This window comes from Methylobacterium segetis (assembly GCF_004348265.1).
GTDB classification, from domain to species: domain Bacteria; phylum Pseudomonadota; class Alphaproteobacteria; order Rhizobiales; family Beijerinckiaceae; genus Methylobacterium; species Methylobacterium segetis.
Genome location: NZ_SMNT01000041.1, coordinates 1 through 13,601 on the forward strand (window position 1 = coordinate 1; position 13,601 = coordinate 13,601).

Annotated in this window: 17 protein-coding genes; 10 read left to right on the forward strand and 7 right to left on the reverse strand. The window is 74.4% G+C overall.

Annotation, left to right across the window (positions count from 1 at the left end; all coding sequences use genetic code 11):
• The 9 genes from E1J50_RS12350 to E1J50_RS12390 all read left to right on the forward strand — a co-directional run.
• Window positions 1–564: PilN domain-containing protein (locus E1J50_RS12350; RefSeq protein WP_165937848.1), on the forward strand; the 564-nt coding region annotated here is incomplete at its 5' end.
• Entirely contained in the window at window positions 561–1,136 is a 576-nt protein-coding gene (gspM, locus tag E1J50_RS12355; protein ID WP_132254001.1) for a type II secretion system protein GspM, read from the forward strand. The genes E1J50_RS12350 and gspM, both read left to right, overlap by 4 nt.
• The gene (locus E1J50_RS12360; protein ID WP_132254003.1) at window positions 1,121–1,729 is read left to right on the forward strand and encodes a hypothetical protein; all 609 of its coding nucleotides are present in this window, start codon (window positions 1,121–1,123) and stop codon (window positions 1,727–1,729) included. The genes gspM and E1J50_RS12360 overlap by 16 nt, the downstream gene beginning before the upstream one ends.
• Before the next feature lie 210 nt (window positions 1,730–1,939).
• The gene (gspD, locus tag E1J50_RS12365; RefSeq protein ID WP_165937849.1) at window positions 1,940–4,186 is read left to right on the forward strand and encodes a type II secretion system secretin GspD; all 2,247 of its coding nucleotides are present in this window, start codon (window positions 1,940–1,942) and stop codon (window positions 4,184–4,186) included.
• 14 nt (window positions 4,187–4,200) lie between these two features.
• On the forward strand, window positions 4,201–5,946 hold the full coding sequence (locus tag E1J50_RS12370; RefSeq protein WP_132254007.1) for a GspE/PulE family protein: 1,746 nt from the start codon (window positions 4,201–4,203) through the stop codon (window positions 5,944–5,946).
• Window positions 5,943–7,163, forward strand: coding sequence for a type II secretion system F family protein (locus E1J50_RS12375; protein WP_132254009.1), 1,221 nt, complete (start codon window positions 5,943–5,945; stop codon window positions 7,161–7,163). Before E1J50_RS12370 ends, E1J50_RS12375 begins: the two co-directional genes overlap by 4 nt.
• Window positions 7,160–7,645: a GspH/FimT family pseudopilin gene (locus E1J50_RS12380; protein ID WP_132254012.1), complete on the forward strand. Its 486-nt coding sequence runs from the start codon at window positions 7,160–7,162 to the stop codon at window positions 7,643–7,645. Before E1J50_RS12375 ends, E1J50_RS12380 begins: the two co-directional genes overlap by 4 nt.
• A complete protein-coding gene (locus E1J50_RS12385) occupies window positions 7,629–8,042 on the forward strand; it encodes a hypothetical protein (RefSeq protein WP_132254014.1) in 414 nt (137 codons plus the stop codon). Before E1J50_RS12380 ends, E1J50_RS12385 begins: the two co-directional genes overlap by 17 nt.
• Window positions 8,039–8,665 carry a hypothetical protein gene (locus E1J50_RS12390; protein WP_132254016.1) on the forward strand — a complete coding sequence of 209 codons (627 nt, stop codon included), beginning with the start codon at window positions 8,039–8,041 and terminating at the stop codon, window positions 8,663–8,665. The genes E1J50_RS12385 and E1J50_RS12390 overlap by 4 nt, the downstream gene beginning before the upstream one ends.
• A 6-nt stretch (window positions 8,666–8,671) precedes the next feature.
• Here the strand turns inward: E1J50_RS12390 and E1J50_RS12395 are convergent, their stop codons facing one another.
• Both E1J50_RS12395 and E1J50_RS28335 read right to left on the reverse strand, forming a co-directional pair.
• Window positions 8,672–9,181: a prepilin peptidase gene (locus E1J50_RS12395; RefSeq protein WP_132254018.1), complete on the reverse strand. Its 510-nt coding sequence runs from the start codon at window positions 9,179–9,181 to the stop codon at window positions 8,672–8,674.
• Between the two features lie 38 nt (window positions 9,182–9,219).
• Window positions 9,220–10,077 carry a type II secretion system protein GspK gene (locus E1J50_RS28335; RefSeq protein ID WP_132254020.1) on the reverse strand — a complete coding sequence of 286 codons (858 nt, stop codon included), beginning with the start codon at window positions 10,075–10,077 and terminating at the stop codon, window positions 9,220–9,222.
• A 227-nt stretch (window positions 10,078–10,304) separates the two neighbouring features.
• Between E1J50_RS28335 and E1J50_RS12405 the strand changes: the two genes are divergently transcribed.
• Window positions 10,305–10,511, forward strand: a complete 207-nt coding sequence (locus tag E1J50_RS12405) for a hypothetical protein (protein ID WP_132254022.1) — start codon at window positions 10,305–10,307, stop codon at window positions 10,509–10,511.
• Between the two features lie 49 nt (window positions 10,512–10,560).
• On the opposite strand, the gene E1J50_RS12410 is transcribed toward E1J50_RS12405, so the two are convergent.
• The 5 genes from E1J50_RS12410 to E1J50_RS12425 all read right to left on the reverse strand — a co-directional run bounded on the left by E1J50_RS12410 (window position 10,561) and on the right by E1J50_RS12425 (window position 13,467).
• Window positions 10,561–11,280 carry a DUF4214 domain-containing protein gene (locus tag E1J50_RS12410; protein ID WP_132254025.1) on the reverse strand — a complete coding sequence of 240 codons (720 nt, stop codon included), beginning with the start codon at window positions 11,278–11,280 and terminating at the stop codon, window positions 10,561–10,563.
• Between the two features lie 225 nt (window positions 11,281–11,505).
• Window positions 11,506–11,739, reverse strand: a complete 234-nt coding sequence (locus E1J50_RS12415) for a hypothetical protein (RefSeq protein ID WP_132254027.1) — start codon at window positions 11,737–11,739, stop codon at window positions 11,506–11,508.
• A 149-nt stretch (window positions 11,740–11,888) separates the two neighbouring features.
• Window positions 11,889–12,029 (reverse strand): hypothetical protein, encoded by a 141-nt coding sequence (locus tag E1J50_RS27285; protein WP_165937850.1) that lies wholly within the window; start codon window positions 12,027–12,029, stop codon window positions 11,889–11,891.
• Window positions 12,029–12,280, reverse strand: a complete 252-nt coding sequence (locus tag E1J50_RS12420) for a hypothetical protein (protein WP_132254030.1) — start codon at window positions 12,278–12,280, stop codon at window positions 12,029–12,031. Before E1J50_RS12420 ends, E1J50_RS27285 begins: the two co-directional genes overlap by 1 nt.
• 146 nt (window positions 12,281–12,426) lie before the next feature.
• Complete coding sequence (locus E1J50_RS12425; protein WP_132254032.1) at window positions 12,427–13,467, reverse strand: PAS domain-containing protein; 1,041 nt, start codon at window positions 13,465–13,467, stop codon at window positions 12,427–12,429.
• Window positions 13,468–13,601: the final 134 nt, after the last annotated feature.

Here is a 13,601-nt window from a genome sequence, read left to right on the forward strand (position 1 = left end):
GAGGGCGAGATGGCTTCGCCGGAGGCGGCCTGTCTGGTGCTGCCGTTCGGGCCGGCACGCGCGCCTGCGCGGGCCTCGGCGGGGCGGGCGGCGGCGGGGCTGGGTCTCGCCTGCCTGACGCTGGTTCTGACGGGCTTCTGCGGCCTGGCGGGGCGGCAGGCGGCGCGGATCGGCACGCTGGAGGCGGAGATCCGGGCGGTGGACGCGCCGGCGCGGGGCTCGGCGGCGCGGCTGCGGGGGGCGGAGGGCCTCGTGGCGGATGCGGGCCGGCTCACGCAGCTGCGGGCGGCGCCGGGCGTGGTGGCGCTGTGGGAGGAGCTGGCGCGGCTCCTGCCGGCGACGACGTATCTGAGCGAGATCGCGGTGTCGGGCGAGGGCGTGAGCCTGACGGGCTACAGCGAGGGCGCGGCCGAGCTGATCGGCCGGCTGCAGGGCTCGCACCTGCTGCAGGCGCCGGTCCTGGCCGGGCCGATCGTGTTCGACCGCGCCCGCGCCCGCGAGCGCTTCTCCATCCGCGCAACCCTGCGCGAGACCCGTATCCCCGAGGAGCTCCGCCAGCCATGAGACCCGGCCCCGCCCTCCGCTTCGCCGTCTTCCTCGGCTGCAACGCCCTCGCCCTCCTCCTCGTGAGCGGCCTGATCCTGTCGCCGGCGCTCGGCCTGCTCTCGGACCAGCAGGAGGCGATCGCGCGGATGGAGCCGCGCCTGGAGCAGGCGCGCTCGGCCATCGCCCGCGCGGCCGCCCTGTCCGAGCAGGACCCCGCAACCCTGCAGGACCTCGCCCAGCGCTTCGTGCAGGGCGAGACCGAGAGCCTGCTGCAGGCCGACCTGCTCCTGCGCCTGCGCGAGATCGCCGAGAGCCACGGGGTCGCCTTCGCCTCCGTGGCGAGCCTGCCGGAGCGGGAGGCGATGGGCCGCCGGGTCGTGGGCGCGCGGATCGAGTTCCAGGCGAGCGACCACCGGGCCGCCGCCCTGCTGTCGAGCCTGGAGCGGGGCCCGGCCTTCCTGTTCATCCGCAACGCGCAGCTCTCCGCCGCGGGCGCGCAGCTCTCCGCCTCGGGTGCGGAGGAGCCCGGCGAGGACGCGGTCTCGGTCAGCGTCGAGGTCTACGGAGTGGCAGGATGGTCGCGCAGCTGATACCCGCGGCCTCCCGCGGCCTCCCGGCTCCGCCCGGACTGCTCTCTCCGCGGGAGGGCGTAGCCCCGCGCCGCGGGGTCTCGGCCCCGAGCCGGTCCTGGCTCCTGACCCTGGCCTGCGGCGCGCCCGCGCTCGCCGCCTCGCTCTGGGTCGCCTGGGCGGGGCTCCTCGGCCCGGTCGGCCCCGCCGCCGGCGCCGAGGCGGAGCCGCGCGTCGCCCGCCCCGCGCCGGCCCTGCCCCTCCTGCACGCCGCCGCCGAGACGGGCGTCGCCGAGATGCTGATCGAGAAGCCCCTGTTCTCGCCGAGCCGCGCCCGCGCCCCGAAGGCGCCCGTCCTGGCCGCGCAGACGATCGAGGCGCCACCCCCGCCGCCTCCGTCCCGTACCGTACCGAGCTATACGATGGGCGGTGTCCTGATTTCGGCCTCGGGTCGCAAAGTGTTGCTCCGCAGGCACAAGGGCGATCGCGGCTGGTGGATCGGCGAGGGAAAAACAACGTCCGATGGATGGAAAGTATTGACCGTCACCGCTGAAAACGTGAACCTGTCCTGCGACGGTCAGGAAGTGCTCCTCTTCCTACGCCCGCATAGGTGAAGGTGAACGGGGGCGGGCAGTGCGATGTTTCTGCCGGGACACGGGGCGGGCCGTAATTCGCGTCGACTGAGGCCTGCGACCCTCCGTCCGCACATCAGACTTCGGAACATTGGTCGAGTCACGCGGGCCTGCGCGGCTGTTCTGGTCGCGCTCGGCCTCGGCGCGGCCTCGCTGCGCCCCGCTGCCGCCGCGCCGCGCCAGGCGGCCGAGATGCCGGAATGGGCCGGGCGCGATCCCGCCCCGGCCCTGCCCGACGACGGCAAGCGCCGCCTCGGCGCGAGCCCCCGCACCCCGGATCCGGCCGCGCCCGGCGCCCCCGACAAGACCCGCATCGGCATCGGCTCGGGCAAGTTCTACGGCGAGCCGCGGCCGGCGCGCCCGCCCGCGGAGTCGGCCGCCGGGACGCACACGCTCAACCTCGTCGACGCGAGCATCCAAGAGGCCGCCGCCGCCGTGCTCGGCGACATCCTGGGCGTGAACTACACGATCGACCCCAAGCTCGAGGGCAAGCTCACGCTCCAGACGACGCACGCCGTCACGAAGGCGGGCGCGACGGAGCTGTTCGAATCGGCGCTGCGCAACGTCGGCGGCGCCCTCGCCCGCAGCGGCAACGTCGTGCGCGTGGTGCCGGCGGAGCAGGCGACGGCGGGCGGCCGGATCGGGATGGCCGACCGCGGCGGGCCCTCCGGCGTCGGCAATGCCGTGAAGGTCCTGCCGCTCCGCTACGTCGCGGCCGCCGAGATGAAGCGGCTCCTGGAGCCGATCGCCTCCTACGGCGGCGTCGTCCGGATCGATCCCTCGCGCAACGCGCTGCTCCTCTCCGGCACCGACCAGGAGATCGCCGCGATGCGGGAGGCCGCGTCCGTCTTCGACGTGAACTACATGAAGGGCATGTCCTTCGCCCTCGTGCCGGTGCGCTCCCTCGACCCGGAGGAGGTCGTCGAGAACCTGAGCAAGGCCTTCGCGACGAACGGCGAGGGCGCCATGAGCGGGATGGTGCAGTTCATCCCGAACAAGCGCCTGAAATCCGTGCTCGTGATCTCGAAGCAGCCCGAGTACCTGCTCACGGCCAAGTCCTGGATCCGCAATCTCGACGGCGTCGCGGGGGGCCGCCGCAAGGAATTCTTCACCTACGTCCTGCGCAACCGGCAGGCGAAGGACGTGGTCGACGTCCTGAACGCGATGTTCTCGGACGAGACGGCCGCCCGCGAGGTCCGCTCCGCCCGCTCCGCCCGCACCGGGCTCGGCGACGGGCCGGGCAACGGGGCGCCCCTCGGCAACGGCAACGGCAACGGGTTCGGCGGCGATGCCGGGCCGGGCGGCTTCTCGGTGGGCGGGGGGAGCCAGTTCGGCGGGGGCGGCCTCGGTGGCGGCGGCTTCGGCGGTGGCGGCATCGCGGTCGGCGGCGGCTTCGGGGCGGGGGGCACGGGCCTGTCCGGCTCCGAGCGCTTCCTCGACGGGCCCCTCCCCCGGGTCGACGAGAACGGGAGCTACCGCTCGGCCGGGATCGGCGCGGGCGACAACGGCGAGCCCCGCATCAAGATCGTCGCCGACCCGTCCCAGAACGCCCTCCTGATCCTCGCCGCCGAGAGCGATTACCGGCGGGTCGAGCGGGTGCTGGCCAATCTCGACGTGCTGCCGAACCAAGTGCTGATCGAGGCGACCATCGCCGAGGTCCAGCTCAACGACGACCTGCGCCTCGGCGTGCGCTGGTTCTTCCAGAACCGCAACGGCTCGCGCTCGGGCACCTTCTCGGACCTCGTGAGCGGGGCGGTCGGCTCGGCCTTCCCCGGCTTCTCCTTCGTGGCCCGGGCGGCGGGGGGGCAGGTGACGCTGAACGCGCTGAACGACGTCACCCGCGTCGACGTCCTCGCCTCCCCGAGCCTGATGGTCCTCGACCGGCGCACCGCCGTCCTGCAGATCGGCGACCAGGTGCCGATCCAGACCCAGTCGGCCCAGAGCATCCTCACCCCCGGCGCGCCGGTGGTGAACTCGATCGCCTACAAGGACACCGGCGTGATCCTCTCCGTGACGCCGCGGGTGAGCGAGTCCGGCCGCGTGCTCCTCGACATCGAGCAGGAGGTCTCGACGGTCCAGCGCACCACCTCCTCGAACATCGACTCGCCCTCCTTCGGGCGGCGCAAGGTGCGCACCACGGTCGTCGTCAACAACGGCGAGAGCATCACGCTGGGCGGCCTGATCCAGGACCGGACCACGATCGGGGAGACGCGGGTGCCCGTGCTCGGCGACCTGCCGATCATCGGCAACGCCTTCAAGGAGAAGCAGAACCTCGTCGAGAAGACCGAGCTGATCATCATGCTGACGCCCCGCGTCGTGCGCGACCTCAACGAGGCGGCGGCGGTCACCGACGAGTACCGCAACCGCGTCCGCAGCGTCATGCCGACCCGCGACCCGGTCCAGCGCCTGATGACGAACGTCAAGCGCAGCATCGAGTGAGCGGGGCGGCCGGGATGGAACAGGTTCGGTCCTCGCTCCGCGGCCTCGATCCCGCCTCCCCGGCCTTCGCGGAGCGCTTCGGCGCCTTCCTCGCGGAGGAGGGCCTCCTCGACCGGGCCGCCGTCGAGCGGGCGCGCCGCGCCGCCACCCTCTCGGGCGACCGCTTCGACGCGGTGCTGACGAAGCTCGGCATCCTCTCGGAGCCGGCGCTCGCCGCGGGCCTGTCGCGCTTCCTCGGCCTGCCGCTCCACGTGCCCGGCGAGGGCGCGCCCGAGCGCCTGCTGCCCGACGCGCTGCCGGCCCGCTTCGTCACCGAGAACCGGGTCCTGCCGGTGCGCCTGGAGGGCGGCGTGCTGACGCTCGCCGTGGTCGACCCGTTCGACCGGATGCCGCTGGAATCGGTCGGCCTCGTCGTCGAGGAGCCCGTGCGCGTCGAGATCATCGCGCCGGCCGATTTCGAGCGCCTCGCCGCCCAGCTCTACGCCGATCGGAGCGCGGCCGGGGCAGCCGGAACGGGGCTGGAGGCCGACCACAGCGACACCGACCTGCAGCGCCTGCGCGACAGCGCCAGCGAGGCGCCCGTCATCCGCCTCCTCGACCAGATCATCGCGGGCGGCGTCGAGGCCGGCGCCTCCGACATCTACATCGAGCCGACCACCGCCTCCCTGCGGGTGCGCTACCGGGTCGACGGCGTGCTGCGGGTCGTCGAGGAGGCGCCCGCCCGGCTCTCGGCGGCCGTCGCCTCCCGCGTGAAGATCCTCGCCCGTCTCGACATCGCCGAGCGCCGCCTGCCCCAGGACGGGCGCATCAAGATCCCGGTCCGGGGCCACGAGGTCGATTTCCGCGTCGCGACGATCCCGACGATCGACGGCGAGGCCGTGACGATGCGCGTCCTCGACCGCAGCCGCGTCACCCTCGACTTCGCGAGCCTCGGCTTCGAGAGGGGCCAGATCGAGACCCTGACCCAGCTCGCCGCCCAGCCGAACGGGATCATCCTCGTCACCGGCCCGACCGGCAGCGGCAAGACCACCACGCTCTACACGATGCTGCGGCAGGTGAACCGCCCGACCGCCAAGATCTTCACCGTCGAGGACCCGATCGAGTACCAGCTCTCCGGCATCAGCCAGGTCCAGACCCAGGAGGGTATCGGCCTCGACTTCCCCGCGATCCTGCGCTCGATCCTGCGCCACCACCCCGACATGATCATGATCGGCGAGATCCGCGACGAGGAGACGGCGCGCATCGCCGTACAGGCCTCGCTCACGGGCCACCTCGTCTTCTCGACGCTCCACACCAACAGCGCCGCCGAGACCATCACCCGCCTGATCGACATGGGCATCGAGCATTTCCTGCTCGGCTCGACCGTGCGCGGCATCGTCGCCCAGCGGCTCGTGCGGCGCCTCTGCCCGGCCTGCGCCGCGCCCCACCCGGACGCCCCGGTGCTCGCCGCCCACCTGCCGGACCGGGTGCCCGCGCTCCGGGGCGCGGGCGCCCCGGACCTGCGCCGCCCGGTCGGCTGCGAGGCCTGCCAGGGCAGCGGATATGCGGGCCAGCTCTCGATCGCCGAGCTGATGCCGGTGGATTCCCGCCTGCGCGACGCCGTCCTGCGGCGCGCCTCCGGCACCGAGATCGAGGCGCTCGCCCGGGCCGGCGGCGTGCGCTCCCTCTACGAGGACGGGATCGTCAAGGCCTGGCAGGGCCTGACCGCGGTCGAGGAGGTGCTGCGCGTCACGAGCGGGATCGAGGCGCCGCCGGCATGAAGTTCCGCTACGAGGCCTTCGACGGGGCGGGCAACCTCTTGGTCGGGGAGATCGAGGCCGCCAGCGCGGAGGAGGCCCGCGCCCTGGTGCGCGCGAGCGGGCCGACCCCCTTCGCCCTGCGCGCGGCGCGCCCCCTCGACCTCCTCTTCAAGGAGGTCCGGCTGGAGATGCCCGGCGCCAGGGCCGCCGACGCGGCGCTCGCCCGCCTCGCCCGCGACCTCGCCGTGCTGCTCCAGGCGGACGTGCCCCTCGACGCGGCCCTTCGCATCGCCTCGGCCACCGCCGAGGACCGGCGCATGGCCGACCTCGCCCTGCGGATGCGCGAGGGCATCCTGCGCGGCGCCTCCCTCGGCGAGGTGATGGAGGGGATGCCCGAGGCGTTCCGGCCCGATTGCGTGCGGATCGTCCAGGCCGGCGACGTCAGCGCCGATCTCGGCGCCGCCATGCAGGACCTCGCCGACCTCCTCGACCGCCGCGTCGAGATCCGCGCGCGGGTCCGCTCGGCGCTGGCCTACCCCTCGCTCCTCGTCGGGCTCGCCGCCGTCTCCCTCTGGATCGTGCTTGGCCTCCTGGTGCCCGCGGTGACGCCGATCTTCCACGAGAGCGGCATGGAGTTGCCCGCGATCCTGGCGGCCCTCGACGCCCTGCGCGCGCATTCCGGGACGATCCTCGCCCTCGCCGCCGGCCTCCTCTGCGCCCTCGGCCTCGCCCTCATCCTCGGCCGGCGCAGCCCCGCCATCCGGCGGTGGCTCGACCGCCTGCGCCTCGCCCTGCCCGTCACCGGGCCGATCGCGGAGACGCGCGAGGCCGCCCGCTTCACCCGCACCTTCGCGACCCTGATCAAGGCCGGGGTCGCCCCCCTCCAGGCCCTGCAGACCGCCTGCACCCTGGTGCGCAACAGCGTCACCCGCGCCCGGCTCGAGGCGAGCATCGCCGACGTGCGGGCCGGCGCGACGATCGGCGCGGCGATGGAGCGGGCGGGCGCCCTACCCCTCGCCGCCCGCCACATGATCACGGTCGGCGAGGAGAGCGGGCGCCTGCGCGACATGCTCCTGCGCGCGGCCCTCATCCTGGAGCGGCAGGACCAGGCCCGGACCGACCGCCTGCTCGCCATCCTGACGCCGGCCGTCACCGTGCTCGTCTCCGGCATGATCGCGGCGATCATCCTCTCGGTGATGAGCGCGATCCTCTCGATCAACGACCTCGCCCTGCAATGACGGGCCCGCGCCACGGCCGGACGCGCGAGGCGGGCTTCAGCCTCGTCGAGATCCTCGTGGCCGTCGCGATCCTGTCGGGGGTCGTCCTCCTCGCCGCGCCCCTGCTGCGGCGCCCGCCGGCCGAATTGCAGCTGCGGGCCGATCTCGGCCGGCTCGCCGCGGCGCTCCGGATCACGCGGGCGGCCGCGATGATGCGCAACGAGCCCCTCGCCCTCGTCCTCGACGCGGAGCACCGCCGCTTCGCCTCCCCGGCGGTGCCGTCCGTCGCGATCGACCCCCGCACCGAGGTGAGCCTCGACCTGCCCGATCCGGGCGAGCGGGCGGGCGCGGCCGGCCGCATCCGCTTCTTCCCGAGCGGGCGCTCGACGGGCGGCCGGATCCGCCTGCGCCTCGGCGGATCCGAGGGGCGGCTCGATGTCGTCTGGGCGACGGGGCAGGTTCTCGCGCAGCAGGGTCTCTCAGCCCATGCCGCCGGGCGCTGACGCGGGCCGGGCGGCGCAGGGCGGCTTCGCCCTGCTGGAATTCCTGGCGGCCTTCACGATCCTGACGCTGTTCCTCGCCGCGATCCTGGCCGCCCTCGCGGTCGCGATGCGCGGCGACCACCAGGCCGCCTTCCTGACCCTCGGGAGCGCCCTGGCCAAGGGCCGGCTCGCGGCCGCGGGCGTCGACTACCCCCTGCGTCCGGGGGCGACGGGGGGCGTGCTGCCGAACGGCTATCTCTGGCGCGCCGACATCGCCCGCCACGCCCTCGTCCCCCTCGGGCCGGGGAGCGCGGCCGCCGGCTACCGCGTGGCGGTGAGCGTGGCCGAGCCGCCGGAGCGCGGCGGGCGCTCGCTGACCCTGCATTCCTTCGTGCTCGACCGGGCGGGGCGGCGATGATCGCGATCAACGCGCGCATGTCCGGATTCGTGATCGCGGAGGCGCTCGTCGCGCTCCTCCTCCTCGCCCTCACCCTCGGGCTCTCGGCCGGCATGTTCGGCTTCGCCCGGCGGCTCTCGCAGGCCGGTCACGGGCGGGACGTCCTCGCCCAGACGGTGGCGGGCGGGGGCGCGCTCGGGGGCTGGCTCGCCGCCGCCGCCCCGATCCGCCCGGCGACGCCGGCGGGTCCGGGACCGGTCCTGTTCGAGGGGCGGCCCGACCGCCTCACCTTCGTCACGGCGAGCCGGGGCGACGTGCAGCCGGCGGGGCTTCTCGCCGTGACGGTCGGCTTCAACGGACGCGACCGGGGCGGCCCGACGGGCTCGATCCTGTTCGACGTGGCGCCCCTGCCCGTCGGGGCCTCGCTCCTGCCCGACCAGGTGGCGCGCCAGACCCTGATCGCCCGCGTCGCCGGGGCCCGCTTCGGCTATTTCGGCGCGCTCCGGGAGGGGCGGCCGGCCGCCTGGCACGATGCCTGGACCGACGCGACCCGCCTGCCGCAGCTCGTCCGGCTCCGGGCGGAGCTCGATCTCGGCGGCCGCGTCGAGCCCCTCGACCTGTCCTTCCGGGTTCCCGGCTCGTGAGCCCCCTCAGGCGCCGAGCGCCCGGTCGATCAGGTCGAGGACGCTCGTCCCGGTGCCGATCTGCAGGACGGCGACCCCCGCCGTGCCGAGGGCGAGGAAGGGCCCGAACGGGATGCGGCGGCCCGTGTCGAAGCCGGGATCGAGGAGGCGCCGGCCGCCCATGTAGGCGAGGGCCGTCAGGCTCGCGAGGAGGAGCATCGGCGCGAGCCCCTCGAGGCCGGTCCAGGTCCCGGCGGCGGCGACGAACTTCACGTCCCCGAGACCCAGCCCGTGATAGCCCCGCCGGGACCGGAACGCCGTCCGCACCCCGAGGAGCAGCCCGCCGCCGAGGAGCGCCCCGGCGAGCGCCGAGGCCGGCTCGACCGTGCCGAGGAGGAGGCTCGCCCCGAGCCCCGTCGCGAGGATCAGCAGGTTGACCGCGTCGGGGATGATCATCGCCCGGATGTCGCTCGCCGCCGCGGCGCCCGCCAGGAGCAGCAGCACGAGGAGGGCGCCGGATTCGGGGCCGAGGCTCATCGGGAACCGCTCACCGACGGGCCCTCACCGCGGGACGCTCAGCACGGGACCTGCCCGCCGGCGGCCGGGACGAGGGCGCCGGAGGGACCGCCCTCGCGCCAGTCCCGGATGCTGTAGCCCGCGGGCGGGCCCGGGGTGAACTCGACGATCGCCTCCCGGGCGGCGCGGGCGCCGGAGCGGGTCACCGCCTCGCCGCGGATCAGGACGGTCCGCCCCGGCGCCTGGGCGAGGAAGAAGGGCGTGCCGGAGCGCTCGGCCTCGGCGCGGGTCCGCGCTCCGGTGACCGCGAGCAGGGTCGCGGTCGGGGCGGCCCGGGCGTTGAGGCCGGGGCTGCCGGTATGCACCGTGACGAGAGGCACCAGGGCCTCGAACAGGGGGCGGTCGATGCCGGGCACCTGCGCCAGCTCCATCACCGAGCGGAAGAGCGGCGGGGCGGGCTCGGCCGCCCCGCGGCCCGGCTCCCGCTTGGCCGCCTCGCGCAGGCGCAGGAGGCCGAGCGTCGCCGGGCCGGCCTCCGGCGCGACGCCCCGGACGAGGGCGGCCACGAGTTCGGGCGTGCCCGCGTTGAGATCGACCTTGCCGCTCTCGTCGGCGACCGCGACGGCGAGCGTCGTGCCGTCCTCCAGGGCGCAGAGGCGGGGGCCGTGCGGTCTCGGCCGGGCGGCGGCCTCCTGCCCTCGGGGGACGTCTGCGAGGAGTTCGAGGATCGCGAGGTGGACGGCGCCCTCGGCCCCGGCCTCGGCGCGGGCGAGCTGCGCGGTGGCGCGCGCCTCGATCGCCCGGTAGCGGGCCGCCGCGATGTAGGTGGCGATCATCAGCCCGATGAGGCCGATCATCCAGATCACCGCGACGAGGGCGAAGCCCGCCTCGCTCCCGGTCTCGGTCCGGAGCGGCACCGGGCTGGCCGGTCCCGGAGGTCGGGGCGCTGAGGGAGGCGGGATCATCGCGCGCTCGGGGAGGGCTCGCCGCGGCTGGGGCGAGCTTGAGCATAGCACGGGGCCGCGCCTCCGGTCGCGTCCGGGACTTGCCGGCGCGGCGCCCCCGCCCCTACCCTCGCCCGCGCCGGCATCCCGGCGAAGGGCCCGGGCCGACCCGCCGGGCAGACGTGTCGTGGAGGCCTGTCATGGACGATCGCTCGGTCGCGGACGTGGAGGAGATCGCCGACGCGGTCATCGACCTGATCGCCCGCCGCCTGAACGCGGGCGTGCGCGCCACCTCGGTCGCCGCGGGCATCGCGGTGGCGCTGACGCGGCTCGGCGAATCCGGGGCGCGCGGGGCGGAGCTGCGGGACGCGATCCTCGCCGTCCTGCAGCCGAGGCCGCCGGCCTGACGTCGTCGCGCCGGGCCGGCGGCTCCGGAAACCCGGGGCCTCAGCCCGCTCAGATGTGCCAAGCCTGCTCGACGCCCGCGGCGAGGTGGTGGTGGGCCTCGGCGGAATCGGTGATCGCCGCCGCCACCGCGGCGCGCGAGGCGCCGTGCTCCAGCTCGCCCTGCCAGTAGCGCGAGCCCCCGTCATCGGCCCCGCGCCCGAGGGCGTGCTCGTACAGGTCCTCGACATAGGCCGCGTTGCTCAGGCCCGCCGCGCGGCCCTGGTACTCCGCGGAGCCCAGGAAGGTCTGCGCCACGTCGTGCAGCGAGGCGCCGTGCTCGATCGCGTCGCGGAAATGGTGCAGGCCGCCGGCGTCGGGCGCGCGGTTGAGGAGACCGTAATAGAGCCGCGCGACGTCGCCCGCCTCGAACGTTCCCCGAAGATGGGCGAGGTGCTCGTCCGAGAGGACGAAGCCGAGGGCCACGTCCTCCCGCGAGGCGCCGTGGCTCAACTGGCCGGTCCAGTAGGACACGCCGCCGTCGTCGCCCGTGCGATGGAGGTTGTCCTCGTAGAGCTTGTTCACGAAGCCGCGGTCGTCGAGGCCGTCGTGCCGGCCCTTGCCCTCGCCGGACTTCAGGAATTTCTCCACCACGTCGTGGAGCGAGTCGAGGCCGCTGACGTGGCCCATCCAGGACGCGAGGCCCGGCGCGTCGGGCGCCCGCCCGAGCAGGCCGTCGTACAGGGCATAGATCAGGCTGTCGTCCGCGCCGACGAGATCATCGAGGCCCATGGTTCTCTCCCCTCTTCCGCTGTCGGGGCCCGCGGAGACGGTTCGGAACCTGTCGCGGGCGGGCCGGTGCGGACCACCACTCGCATCGGGGCGGCGCGGGTCGATACGGCCGTTCGTCCGAGGTCGTTCCGACCAAGGTCCGAGACGCCGGTCCGTTGACAGGGGGCTGCGGGCGGCGCCGGGGCCGGCCGGGTCAGGAACCGGACGGATCCCTGGGAGCGGGGGTCAGGCGGGGCGGGCGATCCCGGGCAGGCCGCCGAGGGTCGCGAAGCCGATCGCCGTGCGCGCGGTCACGATGGCCTGCAGGGTGTCGTCCGACGCGCCGCAGGTGAGCGCCCGCAATTCCAGCATGAGCAGCCGGAGGAACAGCGCGTCCGCGCCCTCGCCCTCCCGCAGCATCGACAGGAGTTCCCGCATGAAGGCGCAGGGGGGCGATCCCGGGGGTGGCACTGTCGGCATCGGCGCAAGCTCCACGCGCGTGCGAACACGAATCAGTGTTTCGCAGACCGGTGGTGGCGCACCATCACCTGGGTTAACGTGAAGTTGCAAGACTTCCGCCGCGCCCCGCCGGGTCGGTCACGGGAGGGCGATCACCCCGCTGGCGCGCATCACAGAACCGGCTCGACCCATCTCAGCACGGCCGCGAGCCGTTCGGCCTGCGCGCGGGTGAGCCCGGAGCAGAGCGCGGTGCCGTTCTGGTAGACGGCGAAGCTTCCGTCGGCGACCGCACGAACCTTGATCGAGGCCATCAGGCGTCCCGTCCCGACAGGCGCGCGAGCGCGCTGAGGCCGCGCTCGGTGATCTGCCAGGTGGCGAAGGTGTCGCTGAATCCCCTGTCCGGGAGCGGGCGGAGCGAGCGAAGAGCGCCGCGGCTCTCGAGGGCTACGAGCCTGCTGTGGTCGCCCGGCCAAGTTCTGTCCGGTCTTTGCTTGATGGTGATCTGACGGTCGGCCGCCTCTGCAGCCTTTCTGAGGAGGCGTCGCTCGTGGTTGACCAGCATCGTCTCTCCCGGATGCGAGGGGAATCGTAGGCACTACTTACGTAGATCTTGGCCTATATGGTCAAGCTTGGCAACCCGCGCCGGGCCCGCCGGCGCGATTCCGGTGGTGACGAGGCGCCGTGCGCGGCGCGCCGGCGGAAGGCCCGTCAGGTCCGGGCGATGGCGATGCCGCTTCCGTCGACGAGGGAGAAGCCGATGCCCCCGCGCCGCAGGGCCGCGACCACGCGGCGCCGGGCCGAGGACGCCGACGCCTCGGTCTCGCCCTCGAGCTTGCGGATGGTCGCGAAGGACAGCCCGCTCGCCAGGGAGCAATCCATCATCGACCAGCCCAGCATCTTGCGCGCGGCACGCAGGTGCTTGCCCCCGAGCGCGGATTCGAGCTCGTCCCTCAGGAAGCCGTCGACCGGGGCCGACGGGATGCCGCCGACCCGCGAGGCCAGGGTGGCCCAGCTCTCGATGCGGCCGGACGCATCGCGGACGGGCACGTAGACGAACCGGAACGAGCCGGACGCCCCGTCCGCGAGGACGAGGCGCTTGAATGCCTCGAAGGGCCGGCCCGCCCGCATCAGCGAGCCGACATGCTCACGGGTGCGGGAGCGGTCCTCCGCCGCGACGACGCAGGTGCAATCGTCACGGAACGCTTGTTGCGTGACGCCGGTCAGGCTGAGGAGCTCGCGCGAGCCGACGCGCTGCGCCTGTGCGTAGAGCGAGGCATGGGTCCAGGATTGGGCCTCCCGAAACAGGGCCCAGCGGCGGCGCTGCTCCGCCCGGCGGGCGTCCGCCAGGGCCTCCCGGTCCGTCACGTCGAGGATGAAGCCCGACGCCGCGGCCGGGCGCCCCTCGGCGTCGAGGAAGATCTCGCCCCGGCTCTCAAGGGTACGCACGGACCCGTCGGGCCGGACGATCCGAACCGTGTGGGCCCTGAGGAGGCCCGCGCCGAGCACCTCGACCTCCGTCTCGAGGACCTCGCGGTCGGCCGGGTGGGCCAGCGCCCGCAGGGCGCCGTAGCTCGGGCGCACGGCGCTCGCCTCCAGCCCGAGCAGGGCGAAGAGGCCCGGCGACCAGCTCTGCTCGCCGGAGGCGAAAGTCCAGCACCAGCTCCCGGTCAGCCCGCAGGCTTCGAGGAGGCGGAAATAGGCGAGGGAGGAGAAGACGGACCGGGGGTCCGGGGTATCGAGGCGTTCCATCCGACCGTGACGTGCCCACAGGGTATCGGTGGCTTCCGGCCCGCTCCTCGCGGAGCAGGAGCCCTCTCCCGGGCGGGAGAGGGCCGGCGAGGCATACGGGAGATTTAGCCCGGCCGCAGCCCCTTGGCGGGGCC

What these genes read in the sequence shown, in the direction of transcription:
- E1J50_RS12375 (WP_132254009.1), top strand. Translation starts at nt 5,943, where the DNA reads ATGAAGTTCCGCTACGAGGCCTTCGACGGGGCGGGCAACCTCTTGGTC.
- E1J50_RS12390 (WP_132254016.1), top strand. Translation starts at nt 8,039, where the DNA reads ATGATCGCGATCAACGCGCGCATGTCCGGATTCGTGATCGCGGAGGCG.
- E1J50_RS12415 (WP_132254027.1), bottom strand. Translation starts at nt 11,739, where the DNA reads ATGCCGACAGTGCCACCCCCGGGATCGCCCCCCTGCGCCTTCATGCGG.
- E1J50_RS12395 (WP_132254018.1), bottom strand. Translation starts at nt 9,181, where the DNA reads ATGAGCCTCGGCCCCGAATCCGGCGCCCTCCTCGTGCTGCTGCTCCTG.
- gspD (WP_165937849.1), top strand. Translation starts at nt 1,940, where the DNA reads ATGCCGGAATGGGCCGGGCGCGATCCCGCCCCGGCCCTGCCCGACGAC.
- E1J50_RS12420 (WP_132254030.1), bottom strand. Translation starts at nt 12,280, where the DNA reads ATGCTGGTCAACCACGAGCGACGCCTCCTCAGAAAGGCTGCAGAGGCG.
- E1J50_RS12370 (WP_132254007.1), top strand. Translation starts at nt 4,201, where the DNA reads ATGGAACAGGTTCGGTCCTCGCTCCGCGGCCTCGATCCCGCCTCCCCG.
- E1J50_RS12385 (WP_132254014.1), top strand. Translation starts at nt 7,629, where the DNA reads ATGCCGCCGGGCGCTGACGCGGGCCGGGCGGCGCAGGGCGGCTTCGCC.
- E1J50_RS12425 (WP_132254032.1), bottom strand. Translation starts at nt 13,467, where the DNA reads ATGGAACGCCTCGATACCCCGGACCCCCGGTCCGTCTTCTCCTCCCTC.
- E1J50_RS12410 (WP_132254025.1), bottom strand. Translation starts at nt 11,280, where the DNA reads ATGGGCCTCGATGATCTCGTCGGCGCGGACGACAGCCTGATCTATGCC.
- E1J50_RS12380 (WP_132254012.1), top strand. Translation starts at nt 7,160, where the DNA reads ATGACGGGCCCGCGCCACGGCCGGACGCGCGAGGCGGGCTTCAGCCTC.
- E1J50_RS12405 (WP_132254022.1), top strand. Translation starts at nt 10,305, where the DNA reads ATGGACGATCGCTCGGTCGCGGACGTGGAGGAGATCGCCGACGCGGTC.
- gspM (WP_132254001.1), top strand. Translation starts at nt 561, where the DNA reads ATGAGACCCGGCCCCGCCCTCCGCTTCGCCGTCTTCCTCGGCTGCAAC.
- E1J50_RS27285 (WP_165937850.1), bottom strand. Translation starts at nt 12,029, where the DNA reads ATGGCCTCGATCAAGGTTCGTGCGGTCGCCGACGGAAGCTTCGCCGTC.
- E1J50_RS12360 (WP_132254003.1), top strand. Translation starts at nt 1,121, where the DNA reads ATGGTCGCGCAGCTGATACCCGCGGCCTCCCGCGGCCTCCCGGCTCCG.